The 12,759-nt window shown below is 72.2% G+C and carries 10 protein-coding genes; 7 read left to right on the top strand and 3 right to left on the bottom strand.

Annotated elements, in window-relative coordinates; all coding sequences use genetic code 11:
- Positions 1–48: 48 nt before the first annotated feature.
- The 7 genes from ABZ215_RS30135 (at position 49) to ABZ215_RS30105 (ending at position 8,287) form a co-directional block, all read left to right on the top strand.
- Positions 49–1,326: an L-fuconate dehydratase gene (locus ABZ215_RS30135; protein ID WP_354953403.1), complete on the top strand. Its 1,278-nt coding sequence runs from the start codon at positions 49–51 to the stop codon at positions 1,324–1,326.
- Complete coding sequence (locus ABZ215_RS30130; protein WP_354953401.1) at positions 1,319–2,266, top strand: aldo/keto reductase; 948 nt, start codon at positions 1,319–1,321, stop codon at positions 2,264–2,266. The genes ABZ215_RS30135 and ABZ215_RS30130 overlap by 8 nt, the downstream gene beginning before the upstream one ends.
- The gene (locus ABZ215_RS30125; protein WP_354953399.1) at positions 2,263–3,111 is read left to right on the top strand and encodes an amidohydrolase family protein; all 849 of its coding nucleotides are present in this window, start codon (positions 2,263–2,265) and stop codon (positions 3,109–3,111) included. Before ABZ215_RS30130 ends, ABZ215_RS30125 begins: the two co-directional genes overlap by 4 nt.
- Positions 3,108–4,685, top strand: coding sequence for a sugar ABC transporter ATP-binding protein (locus ABZ215_RS30120; protein WP_354953397.1), 1,578 nt, complete (start codon positions 3,108–3,110; stop codon positions 4,683–4,685). Before ABZ215_RS30125 ends, ABZ215_RS30120 begins: the two co-directional genes overlap by 4 nt.
- A complete protein-coding gene (locus tag ABZ215_RS30115; RefSeq protein WP_237335029.1) occupies positions 4,682–5,677 on the top strand; it encodes an ABC transporter permease in 996 nt (331 codons plus the stop codon). The genes ABZ215_RS30120 and ABZ215_RS30115 overlap by 4 nt, the downstream gene beginning before the upstream one ends.
- 19 nt (positions 5,678–5,696) lie before the next feature.
- The gene (locus tag ABZ215_RS30110) at positions 5,697–6,662 is read left to right on the top strand and encodes an ABC transporter substrate-binding protein (RefSeq protein ID WP_354953395.1); all 966 of its coding nucleotides are present in this window, start codon (positions 5,697–5,699) and stop codon (positions 6,660–6,662) included.
- Between the two features lie 236 nt (positions 6,663–6,898).
- Positions 6,899–8,287: a 2-polyprenyl-6-methoxyphenol hydroxylase-like oxidoreductase gene (locus ABZ215_RS30105; protein WP_354953393.1), complete on the top strand. Its 1,389-nt coding sequence runs from the start codon at positions 6,899–6,901 to the stop codon at positions 8,285–8,287.
- On the opposite strand, the gene ABZ215_RS30100 is transcribed toward ABZ215_RS30105, so the two are convergent.
- The 3 genes from ABZ215_RS30100 to katG all read right to left on the bottom strand — a co-directional run.
- Positions 8,202–9,203 (bottom strand): nitronate monooxygenase, encoded by a 1,002-nt coding sequence (locus ABZ215_RS30100; protein ID WP_354953391.1) that lies wholly within the window; start codon positions 9,201–9,203, stop codon positions 8,202–8,204. The two genes, ABZ215_RS30105 and ABZ215_RS30100, sit on opposite strands and share 86 nt — an antisense overlap.
- Before the next feature lie 54 nt (positions 9,204–9,257).
- Complete coding sequence (locus ABZ215_RS30095) at positions 9,258–10,751, bottom strand: HD domain-containing phosphohydrolase (protein WP_354710433.1); 1,494 nt, start codon at positions 10,749–10,751, stop codon at positions 9,258–9,260.
- Between the two features lie 173 nt (positions 10,752–10,924).
- On the bottom strand, positions 10,925–12,759 hold a 1,835-nt coding region (gene katG / locus ABZ215_RS30090), incomplete at its 5' end, for a catalase/peroxidase HPI (RefSeq protein ID WP_354953389.1).

Below are 12,759 nucleotides of genomic sequence, written 5' to 3'. Positions count from 1 at the left end.
GATCTCTATCGTCGGCGTCGTCACCGAGGCGTACAAGGGAGTGGGTCCGTGGCACGCATCGTCGCCCTGCACACGCACGACGTCCGGTTCCCGACGTCGCAGACGCTCGACGGTTCCGACGCGATGAACCCGGACCCCGACTACTCGGCCGCCTACCTGCGGCTGGTCACCGACGCCGGCGACGGGTTGGAGGGCCACGGTTTCGTCTTCACGATCGGCCGCGGCAACGACGTCCAGGTAGCCGCGCTGCGCGCGCTGGAGGGCCACCTCCTCGGCCGCGACGTGGAAACCACGCTCGCGGACCTGGGCGGGTTGTGGCGGGAACTGGTCCACGATTCGCAGCTGCGCTGGCTCGGCCCCGAGAAGGGGATCATGCACATGGCCATCGGCGCGGCCGTCAACGCGCTGTGGGACCTGCGTGCCAAACGGGAGGGCAAACCGTTGTGGCAGCTGCTGTCCTCGCTCACCCCGGAGGAGATCGTCGACCTCGTCGACTTCCGGTACCTGACCGACGCGCTGACCCGCGACGAGGCGCTGGAGATCCTCCGCGCGGCCCAGCCCGGCCGCGCCGAGCGGGAAGCGCGGCTGCTCAGCGAGGGCTACCCCGCCTACACCACCACCCCCGGCTGGCTGGGCTACGACGACGACAAGCTCGCGCGCCTGTGCCGGGAAGCGGTGGACGACGGCTTCCGCCAGATCAAGCTCAAGGTGGGCGCCGACCTCGACGAGGACCTGCGCCGCCTGCGGATCGCGCGCGAGGTGTGCGGCCCGGACGTGCGGATCGCGGTGGACGCCAACCAGCGCTGGGACGTCGGCGACGCGATCGCCTGGGTCGAGCGGCTGCGCCCGTTCGACCTCGCCTGGATCGAGGAGCCCACCAGCCCGGACGACATCCTCGGCCACGCCGCCATCGCCAAGGCGGTCGCGCCGATCCCGGTCGCCACCGGCGAGCACGGCGCCAACCGGGTGCTGTTCAAACAACTGCTGCAGGCCAAGGCGCTGTCGGTGCTGCAGCTCGACGCCACCCGCGTGGCCGGGGTCAACGAGAACATCGCGATCCTGTTGCTGGCCGCCAAGTTCGGCGTCCGGGTCTGCCCGCACGCGGGCGGGGTCGGCCTGTGCGAGGCGGTGCAGCACCTGGCGATGTTCGACTTCGTCGCGGTGTCCGGCACCACCGAGGACCGGATGATCGAGTTCGTCGACCACCTGCACGAGCACTTCGTCACCCCGGTCGACGTCCACAGTGGACGTTACTTCGCGCCGAAGGCCCCGGGCGCGGGCACCGAGATGCACGCGGCATCTCTGCAGGAGTACGCCCATGGCTGAGGTTCCGGGCCCGTTCGCGCTCGGCGCTGCGAACCTGGGCAACCTGTACGCGCCGATGAGCGACGAGCAGGCGCACGCGGTGCTGGAAGCCGCGTGGGACAGCGGGATCCGGCACTTCGACACCGCCCCGCACTACGGCCTCGGCCTGTCCGAACGCCGGCTGGGCGCCTTCCTCGCCGGCAAGCCGCGCGCCGAGTTCGTGGTGTCCACCAAGGCCGGCCGGCTACTGGTGCCCGATCCGGACGGCGCGAACCGCCTCGACGAGGCGAACCACTTCGCCGTGCCCGCCGGCCACCGCCGGGTGTGGGACTTCTCCGCCGACGGGGTGCGGCGCAGCCTCGACGACTCGCTGACCCGCCTCGGACTGGACTCCGTCGACATCCTCTACCTGCACGATCCGGAGGAGCACGACCTCGGACCGGCGCTGGCGTCCGGCCTGCCCGCGCTCGCCGCCCTGCGCGACGAGGGCGCCGTCCAGGCGATCGGCGTCGGCTCGAAATCGGTGGCCGCGCTCGCCGCGTCCGCCCGAACCGGAGTCGTCGACCTGCTGATGGTCGCCGGCCGGTTCACGTTGCTCGACCAGTCCGCGCTGGACGACGTGCTGCCCGAGTGCCACGCCCGCTCGATCGGCGTGGCGGTCGCGAGCGTGTTCAACTCGGGTCTGCTCGCCACGCCCGAGCCGTCGGGCCGCTACGAGTACGCCACCGCTCCACCGGACGTTGTCGACACCGCACGGGAGATCGCCGGGATCTGCGCCGAGTTCGGCGTCGACCTGCCCACCGCCGCGCTGCACTTCCCGCTGCGGGACCCGGCGGTGAGCGTGGTGGTCGCCGGCGCGGCCACCCCGGAGGAGGTGCGGCAGAACGCCGCGCGGCTGGCGGCCGCCGTGCCCGCCGACCTGTGGACCACCCTGCGGGACAAGGGGCTGATCCGGACATGACCGAGCACGTCGTGGACACCCACCTGCACCTGTGGGACCTCACGGTCAGCGACTACGCGTGGCTGCCGCCCGGCAGCCCGCTGCACCGGACCTTCACCGCCGTACAGGCGCGGCGGGAGCTGGACGCCGCCGGGATCGCCACCGCCATCCTGGTGCAGGCCGAGGACTCCGAGGCCGACACCGAGTTCATGCTCGCCAAGGCCGGCCAACACGACTGGATCGCCGGCGTGGTCGGCTGGGTCCGCCTCGACGACCCGGACACCGCCCGCCGTCAGCTCGACCGCCGGCAGCGGCACCCGGCGTTCCGCGGCGTGCGGCACCTGGTGCACGACGACCCGCGCGCGGACTTCCTCGACCTGCCGGCGGTGCGCCGCTCGCTGGCCCTGCTCGCCGAACGCGGCCTGCCCTTCGACGTCCCCGACGCCTGGCCGCGGCACCTCCGCCAGGTCGCGGACCTCGCGGCCGCCCTGCCGGAGCTGACGATCGTGGTCGACCACCTCGGCAAGCCGCCCGCCGCCCCCGATGAATTCCGCGACTGGCTGGCGACGCTGCGAACGGTGGCCGCGCACCCGAACACGGTCGCGAAGATCTCCGGGCTGCAGCGGCCCGGCGAGCCGCTGACCGTGCAGTCCGCGCGGCCCGCGGTGGAGGCGGCGGTCGAGCTGTTCGGCCCGGACCGGCTGATGTACGGCGGGGACTGGCCGATGACCGTCCCGCACGGCGGGTACGGCCGGGCGTGGGAGGTCCTGTCGGCGCTGATCGGCGAACTGCCCGCGCCCGACCGGGCGCGGGTGCTGTCGGGGACCGCGAGCGCGGTCTACGGGGTGCCGGAGCGGGTGCGATGAGCGAGGTCGCGACGATGACGGAACCACTGCTCGAAGTCGAAGGCGTGGACAAGAGCTTCCCCGGCGTGCGCGCGCTGCACGACATGCGGCTGGAGCTGCGCTCCGGCGAGGTGCTCGCGCTGGTCGGGGAGAACGGCGCGGGCAAGTCCACGCTGATGAAGCTGCTGTCGGGCATCCACACCGCCGATGCGGGCCGGTTCCGGCTGGGCGGCGAGCCCTACCAGCCCTCGGGCCCGCGGCACGCGCTGGAGCTGGGCATCAGCATCATCCACCAGGAGTTCAACCTGGTGCCGCACCTGACGGTCGCGCAGAACATCTTCATCGGCCGGGAGCCGCGCCGCGGGCGGCTGCTGCTCGACGAGCGCAAGCTCAACGCGGACGCCGCCGAGCTGCTCGACCGGCTGCACCTGCGGCTGGACCCGCGGGCCGTGGTCGGCGAGCTGACCGTGGCCAACCAGCAGATGGTGGAGATCGCCAAGGCGCTGTCCTACGACCCGCGCGTGCTGATCATGGACGAGCCGACCGCCGCGTTGAACGACGCCGAGGTCGCGACCCTGCACGAGCTGATCCGCCGGTTCGTGCGGCCGGGCACCGGCGTCATCTACATCTCCCACCGCATGGAGGAGATCAAGCGCATCGCCGACCGGGTCACGGTGATCCGTGACGGCGAGTACATCGACACGCTCGACATGGCCACCGCCGCCACGCCGGACATCATCGCGCTGATGGTGGGCCGGGCCATCGACACCGACGCCCGTCCCGAGGGCGTGCGCGCGGACCGCGAGGTGGTGCTGCGGGTCGACGGCCTGCGCACCCGGGACCTGCTCAAGGACGTGTCGTTCGACCTGCGGCAGGGCGAGATCCTCGGCTTCGCCGGGCTGATGGGCGCCGGCCGCACCGAGGTGGCGCGGGCGCTGGTCGGCGCGGACAAGACCGAGGCGGGCACGGTGACCCTGCACGGCAAGCCGGTCCGCATCGGCAACCCGGCCGACGCCGCGAAGCTCGGCATCGGCTACCTGTCGGAGGACCGCAAGCGGTTCGGCCTGCTGCTCGACCAGGACGTCAAGGCCAACATCGCGTTGTCGGCGCTGCGGGACCAGTTCACCAGGGCCGGGTTCGTGCGCGACGGCGCGCTGCGCGCGACCGCCGGCCGCTACATCGGCGCGCTGCGCATCAAGACCCCGTCACTCGACCAGACCACGAAGAACCTCTCCGGCGGCAACCAGCAGAAGGTCGTCATCGCCAAGTGGCTGACCAAGGACTGCGACGTGCTCATCTTCGACGAGCCGACGCGCGGCATCGACGTCGGCGCGAAGGAGGAGATCTACCAGTTGCTGCGGGAACTCACCGGGCAGGGCAAGTCGATCATCATGATCTCCTCGGAGCTCCCGGAGATCCTGCGCATGTCCCACCGCGTCGTGGTGATGAGCGAGGGCCGCGTGACCCGCGTGCTCGACGCCGCCGAGGCGACCCAGGAGAACATCATGCACTACGCCACCCTGCGGCCGGACGAAAACCCGGCCGACGCCGCCGAGCTCGGTCTCGCCCCCGAAGAGAAGGCAGGTCGGTCATGACCACGGTGAAGGCTCCGGTGACGGAGCGGCAGCGGGCCGGCGGAGTCACCGGCGCGATCAGGAGCAGGCTGCAGCAGCTGCTGGCGTTCGCCAGCCTCATCGTGATCTACGCGTTCTTCTCGATCGTCAGCCCGTTCTTCTTCTCCTACGGCAACTTCATCGCGATCCTGTTCTCCACGGTGGTGATCGGGACGCTCGCGATCGGCACCACGTTCGTCATCATCACCGGCGGCATCGACCTGTCCATCGGCACCGGCATGGCGTTGTGCGCGGTGATGTCCGGCGTGTTCATCGTGAACTCGGGGCTGCCGCTGGGGATCGGCGTGCCGCTGGCGATCCTGTTCGGCGGGCTGATGGGGCTGGTCAACGGGATCAACGTGGCGCTGCTGAAGATCCCGCCGTTCATCGCGACGCTGGCGATGATGCTGGTCGCCGAGGGGCTGGCGCTGGTGCTGTCCAACAGCACGCCGATCTACTTCAGCGACTCGCCCGGCTACATCGAGATCTCGGCCGGGAACCTGATCCCGAACGTGCCGAACGCGGTGCTGATCCTCGCCGCGATCGCGATCATCGCCGGGGTGCTGCTGACCAAGACGGTGCTCGGCCGCTACACCTACTCGATCGGCAGCAACGAGGAAGCGACCGCGCTGTCCGGCATCGACGTCCGCAAGTGGAAGGTCGGGATCTACGCGTTCGCCGGGCTGTTCACCGGCCTGGCCGGGGTGATGATCTCCGCCCGGCTCGGGTCGGCGCAGCCGGCGACCGGCATGGGCTACGAGCTCCAGGCCATCGCCGCCGTGGTGATCGGCGGGACGTCGCTGTCCGGCGGCAAGGGGTCGATCATCGGCACCCTGATCGGCGCGCTGATCATCTCGGTGCTCAACAACGGGCTGCAGATCATGTCGATCCCGCAGGAGTGGCAGAACGTCATCCTCGGCTGCGTGATCCTGGTGGCCGTCTACACCGACCGGATCCGGAAACGGGAAGCCTGAGAGAACAAAGGAGTTCTTGATGAGGACGCAGAAGATCGTCGCGGCGGTCGCCGGCGCCGTGCTGGCGCTGACGATGACCGCGTGCGGCCAGGGCGGCGGCACCGCGGGTGGCGGGAACGGGCCGCTCATCGCCATCGTGTCGAAGGGCTTCCAGCACCAGTTCTGGCAGGCCGTGAAGAAGGGCGCGGAGGACGAGGCCGCCGCGAAGGGCGCGCGCACGACGTTCGTCGGCCCGGCCACCGAGAAGGACGTCGAGCAGCAGGTGAACATGCTCACCAACGAGCTGGCCAAGTCGCCGCAGGCGCTCGGGTTCGCGGCGCTGGACTCCCGCGCCGCCGCTCCCCTGCTGCAGCAGGCCAAGGCGCAGAAGGTCCCGGTGGTGGCGTTCGACTCCGGTGTGGACAGCGACATCCCGGTCACGACGGTGGCCACGGACAACAAGGCCGCGGCGGCGGAGGCGGCCAAGCACCTGGCCGAGCAGATCGGCGGGCAGGGCAAGGTCGCGCTCGTGGTGCACGACCAGACCAGCCTGTCCGGCAAGGACCGGCGGGACGGATTCCTGGACTGGATGGCCAAGAACGCGCCGGGCATCACGGTGCTGGCGCCCCAGTACGGCGGCGGCGACCAGCTGGAGTCGGCCAACATCACCAAGTCGATCATCGCGGCAAACCCGGACCTGAAGGGGATCTACGCCTCCAACGAAGGCTCGGCGATCGGCGTGATCAAGGGCGTGCAGGAGAGCGGGCGGCAGGGCCTGACGATCGTCGGGTTCGACTCCGGGAAGGCCCAGATCGACGCGATCAACAGCGGCCTGATGGCGGGCGCCGTGACGCAGGACCCGGTGGACATGGGCAGGCAGCTGGTGGACGCCTCGCTGAAGGCCATCAACGGCGAGCAGCTGCCGAAGCGGATCGACACGGCGTACTACTGGTACGACAAGAGCAACATCAACGACCCCAAGATCCAGGCGGCGCTGTACCAGTGACCGCGGGCGAGGGCCGTGGACGGTGACGACGGGGCCGTCCACGGCCCTCGCCGTGGGCGCCCCCCAGGTCGCGGCCGCACCGCGTGGACAACAAACCCGCGAGTTCGGCGAGTCCGGTGTGGACGACGGTCACCGCGGAGTCTCCACACTTTCCCCACCTCTCCTCCATGCATCGCCCCGGCGGTCCGGTCACGCTGGCCGGAGGAAACGGGCGACGACGGAGGAGGCGCGGGACGATGACGACGCAGGAGCGGACGCACGCGGTGGTGCTGGGCGCGGGGATGGGCGGGCTGCTCGCGGCCCGCGTGCTCGCCGGGTCCTACGACCGGGTGACGGTGGTCGAGCGGGACCACCTCGGCGAAACGGTGGCGCACCGGCGCGGCATCCCGCAGGGCCGGCACGTCCACGCGCTGTTGCCGCGCGGCGGGGAGATCGTGGAGGAGTTGTTCCCCGGATTGCTCGGCGAGCTCGTCGCCGACGGCGGCACGGTGCTGACCGACTACTCGCGGTTGCACTTCTCCCCCGGCGGGCACCGGCTGTCGCCGGAGATGGAGCTGCCGCCGATGCACCAGCCGAGCAGGCCGTTCCTCGAGACCCACGTGCGCAACCGGCTCCGGCGACTGTCCACTGTTGACCTTCGCGACGGCTGCGACGTGACCGGCCTGACCGCCACCGCGGCCGGTGACCGCGTCACCGGCGTGCGCCTCCAGCGTCGGGCGCCGGGCAGCCCCGAGGAGGTTCTGAGCGCGGACCTGGTGGTCGACGCGCTCGGCCGCGGCGCGCGCACGCCGGCCTGGCTGGCCGAGCTCGGCTACCGGCGGCCGGCCGAGGTCGAAGTCCCGGTGCAGCTGCGGTACACCAGCCGCCTGGTGCGGCTGCGGCCCGGTGCGGTCCCGGAGACGCTGGTCGTCGTCGGCGCCACCCCGGAGCGGCCCAACGGCATGGCGCTGTTCGCCTACGAGGACGACACCTGGTTGTTCACCGTCGCCGGTTACGCCGGTGACCACCCGTCACCCCGGTACGACGCCATGGTCGACTTCGCCGCCCAGTGCGCGCCCCCGCACCTGATCGAGGCGCTGCGGACGGCCGAGCCGCTGTCCGACGTGGCCACCTTCGCCTTCCCGGCGAGCCGCTGGCGCCGCTACGACAAGCTTCGCCGCTTCCCGGACGGCCTGCTCGTGTTCGGCGACGCGATCTGCAGCTTCAACCCGATCTACGGGCAGGGCATGTCCGTCGCCGCGCTGGAGGCGCTGGCGCTGCGGGACTGCCTGCGCCAGGGCGATCGGCACCTGGCCCGGCGGTTCTTCCGCGCCGCGGCGAAACCGATCGGCGTGGCGTGGAAGCTGTCGGTGGGCAGCGACCTGGCGCTGCCGCAGATCGAGGCGCCGCGACCGCTGCCCGTGCGGCTGGTCAACCGGTACGTGGCGAAGGTGCTCACCGCCGCCGAAGAGGATCCGGTGGTGGCGGCGCAGTTCATGCGGGTGAGCGCGTTCCTGGACCCGCCGTCCGCCCTGATGCGGCCGTCGATCCTGGCACGCGTCACCGGGACGGGACGGGCGCTCCCGCGGCCGGCCGCGGTGCCCGGTCCCGCCCCAGCGCGGACAGGATCGTTTCAGCCTCGCTGACGACGTCACGCACGACCTGCGCCGCGGGACGGACATCCCCGATCAGGCCGACGGACTGCCCCGCGAACGGCAGGTACTCGTGACCCCGCCCGGTCAGGACGGCCGTGACCACCTCGCGGCCGATCTCGCCGATCCGTTCGGGGAGCTCGTCCCGCCGGTCCGCCCACTCGCGCAGGAACGGGGTGCGCAGCAGGCGCCCCTGCGCGGGGTGGCGCGGCCGGTTGTACGGCGGCAGCAGCACGTCGAGCAGGTCCTCGTGCACCGCGTCGCGGGAGCCGGCCTCGACGAGCAGCTGCTTCCACTCGGGACTGATCGCCATCTCGGTGGTGGCGAGGAACCGGGTGCCCATCGCCACACCCTGCGCGCCGAGCGCGAGCGCCGCGGCCAGGCCGCGGCCGTCGGCGATCCCGCCCGCGGCCACCACGGGCACCGCCCCCGCGACGTCCACCACCTGCGGGACCAGCGCCAGTGTTCCGATGAAGCCGCTGTGCCCGCCCGCCTCGGTGCCCTGGGCGATCAGCACGTCGGCGCCGCGGTCGAGGGCCTGGCGCGCCTGGTCGACGTCCATGACCTGCTGCACCCAGGCGCAACCGGCGTCGTGCGCCCGCTTCACGAGGTCGCCGGGGTCGCCCAGGTGGAAGGAGATCACCGACGGCCGCGCCAGCAGGCTCGCGGCGAACACCTCCTCGTCGAAGGGCCGGGTGGTGTGGTTGATGGCGAAGGGCCGCGCGGTGCGTTCCCGCAGCCGGCGCCACTGCTCGCGCAGGTCGGGCAGTGGCCGGATCGCCGTGCCCAGGCTGCCCAGGCCGCCGGCCTCGCACACGGCGGCCGCGAGGCCGACCGAGTCGAACGGGCCGAACGGGGCGCTGATGATCGGCACCTCGATGCCGAGCAGATCGCAGAGTGTGGTTCGCATGGGGGAAGTCTGCGCGGGCGGCCCGGTCTTCGCCTCGGGCGATCGCCCCATCTTTCACCCGGTCTCGCCGAGGAGGCCGTGGTGCACGGCGTAGAGGGCCGCTCCGGCGCGGCTGGACACCCCGATCTTCGCGTAGCTGTTCTCCAGGTGACGGCCCACCGTCTTGACCGAAATGCACAACGCCTGGGCGACCTGCGGCTTGGACAGTCCGCGGCAGGCCAGCCGCAGCACGTCCACCTCCCGGTCGGTGAGGCCGCCGGGCCAGCGGGACGGCAGCCGCACCGAGGTCTGCCCGGCCGCCGCCGTCACCGCTGCCGCCGCCCGCGGATCGAGCCGGCCGCCGGCGACCTCGGCAGCCAGCTCCCGCGCCGCCTCCGCCGGGGTTCGCGCCCGCCGGTGCGGCCGCTGCTGGAGCATCGCCTGGTAGCAGTCCGCGGCGGCCAGGACCCGCTCGGCCATGCCGAGCGCGGAACCGGGACTCCCGCGGTGGTAGCCACCGCCGTCGAGCCGCTCGTGGTGGGCCCCGGCCAGGCGGGCCAGCGGGCGCAGCAACGCGGTGCGCTCCAGGATGCGTTCGGTGAGGTAGGGGTGCAGGCGGACGCGTTCCCACTCGTCGGCCGACAGCGGCCGGGGCTGGTCCCAGACGACGTTGCTGATGCCGGTGCGGCCGAGATCGTGCAGCAGCCCCGCGCGCCGTAGCCGGACCGCGCACTCGTCGCCGAGTCCCGCGTCGCGGGCGGCGGCTTCGGCCAGCCGCGCCACCTGGCGGGAGTGCCCGAGCGCGTAGGGGATCTTCAGGTCGGCGAAGTCGGCGGCCACCGCCAGCAGGGTGTCCAGCCGGTCGCCTCCGATGTGGACCGGAGCCGGTTCGGCCGCCAGGACCTCCTCCCACGGGGGCACGGCGGTCCCGGCCAGCATCGGCTCGCCGCCGCCGAGGATCGCGTCGACCACGGCCGGGTCATAGGCGCGGCCGCGACGGTGACGCAGCACCTCGGCTGTCGCCGCGTACCCGGCCCGCCGGTGCCACAGCTCCGCGTCCCGGGCGACGACGGCGACGCGGACCGGCAGCGGCACCGCCTCCGCGGCCAGCCCGGCCGGGTTGCCCCGGCCGTCCCACCGCTCGAACGCGTGCCGCAGGGCGGTGAGCACCCCGGCGCCGAGCCCCAGCCGTCCGGCCAGCAACTCGGCGGCCTCGCAGTGCGTCGCCATCACCACGGCCTTGGCCGCGTTCCCGCCCGGCAGCGCGACGGCGGCGGCCTCCTCGGCCGGCTCCCCCATCACGGCCGGGCCCACCGCCGCGGCGATGCCGATCTCGTCGCCGGCCAGCGCCGCCACCTCGAACGCGTCCGCGGTGCAGCCGATGTACCGCAGCAGCGACACGTAGTAGACATCGGACAGTTCGGCGCCGCCGACGCCGAGCGCGCGGGCGAGCCGCATCGCGAGCAGGCAGGTGCGGGCAGCGTGCCCGGCGGGCTGCCCGAGCCCGAGGTCCGTGGCGATCGACAACGCCGCCAGGACCTCCGCGAGCCGGATCCGCCCGTCCGTCACTCCCCCAGCTTGACGCGCCGGGGCGCCGGTCCGCTACTTCTGCGCTTGAGGTGACGACGGGCCGGCCGCCGGGGGGCGACCTCGCCCAGCCCGGTCCGGCGAACCTCGGCACAACGGGACGAGCCCGGCCGATCCGCGGAGGATCAGCCGGGCTCGCCGCCGCGGAGACCGGATCAGGCCAGGTCGAACCGGTCCAGTTCCATGACCTTCGTCCAGGCCGCGACGAAGTCGTTGACGAACTTCTCGCGCGCGTCGTCGCTGGCGTAGACCTCCGAGAGGGCCCGCAGCTGCGAGTTGGAGCCGAAGATCAGGTCGACCGGGGTGGCCGTCCACTTCAGCTCGTCGGTCGCCACGTCGCGGATCTCGTAGACGTTCTCCTCCGACTCCGACGCCTTCCACCGGGTGCCCGGCGCGAGCAGGTTGGTGAAGAAGTCGTTGGTGAGCACGCCCGGCCGGTCGGTGAGCACGCCGTGCTTGGCGCCGCCGTAGTTGGCGCCCAGCGAGCGCAGGCCGCCGACCAGGACGGTCATCTCCGGCGCGGTCAGGTCCAGCATGTAGGCGCGGTCGACCAGCAGGACCTCCGGCTGGAGCTTCTCCCCGGCCCGCAGGTAGTTGCGGAACCCGTCGGCGCGCGGCTCCAGCACCTTGAACGACTCGACGTCGGTCTGCTCCTGGCTGGCGTCGGTGCGGCCCGGGTGGAACGGCACGGTCACCTCGACGCCCGCGTCACGCGCGGCCTTCTCGACGGCGGCCGAGCCGGCCAGCACGATCAGGTCGGCCAGCGAGATCTTCGCGCCGCCCGCCTCGTTGAACTCGCGCTGGATGGCCTCGAGCTTCTCCAGCACCGGCGCGAGCTGCTCGGGCTGGTTGACCTCCCAGTTGCGCTGCGGCTCGAGCCGGATGCGGGCGCCGTTCGCGCCACCGCGCTTGTCGGTGGAGCGGAAGCTCGCCGCCGACGCCCACGCGGTGGTGACCAGCTGCTGGGTGGTCAGGCCGGACTCCAGGACCTTCGCCTTCAGCGCGGCGATGTCGGACTCGCCCACGAGCTCGTGGTCGACGGCGGGCACCGGGTCCTGCCACAGCTGCGGCTCGGGCACCCACGGGCCGAGGTAGCGGCTGATCGGGCCCATGTCGCGGTGCAGCAGCTTGTACCAGGCCTTGGCGAACGCCAGCGCGAACTCGTCCGGGTTCTCCAGGAACCGGCGCGAGATCTTGCCGTAGACCGGGTCGAACCGCAGCGCCAGGTCCGTGGTCAGCATGGTCGGCTTGTACTTCTTGTTCGGGTCGTAGGGGTCCGGGATGATCTCCGGAGCGTCCTTCGCCACGTACTGCTTGGCGCCGCCGGGGCTCGTGGTGAGCTCCCACTCGTAGCCGAACAGGATCTCGAAGAAGCGGTTGCTCCACTGGGTCGGCTTGTCGGTCCACGTCACCTCGAGACCACTGGTGATCGTGTCCGGGCCCTTGCCGCTGCCGTGGGTGCTCAGCCAGCCGAGGCCCTGTGCCTCCAGCGGGGCGGCCTCCGGCTCCGGGCCGACGTGGTCGTCGGCGATGCCGGCGCCGTGGGTCTTGCCAAAGGTGTGGCCACCGGCGATGAGGGCGACGGTCTCCTCGTCGTTCATCGCCATGCGGCCGAAGGTCTCGCGGATGAAGTGCGCCGCCGCCATGTAGTCGGCGCTGCCGCGCGGGCCCTCCGGGTTGACGTAGATGAGGCCCATCTCGGTGGCGCCGAGCTCGGGCACCATCTCCGAGTCGGTGACGTAGCGCTCGTCGCCCAGCCAGTCGTCCTCGGGGCCCCAGTAGACCTCCTCGGTCTCCCAGATGTCCTCGCGGCCGAAGCCGAAGCCGAAGGTCTTGAAGCCCATCGACTCCAGCGCCACGTTGCCCGCGAGCACGAGCAGGTCGGCCCAGGAGATCTTCTGGCCGTACTTCTGCTTGACCGGCCACAGCAGGCGGCGCGCCTTGTCCAGGTTGGCGTTGTCCGGCCAGGTGTTCAGCGGGGCGAAGCGCT

The sequence above is a fragment of the Amycolatopsis sp. NPDC006131 genome (assembly GCF_040614175.1).
Lineage (GTDB): Bacteria > Actinomycetota > Actinomycetes > Mycobacteriales > Pseudonocardiaceae > Amycolatopsis_E > Amycolatopsis_E tucumanensis.
Note: the sequence above shows the minus strand (reverse complement) of the source record. Positions and strands in the feature narration are given on the sequence as shown.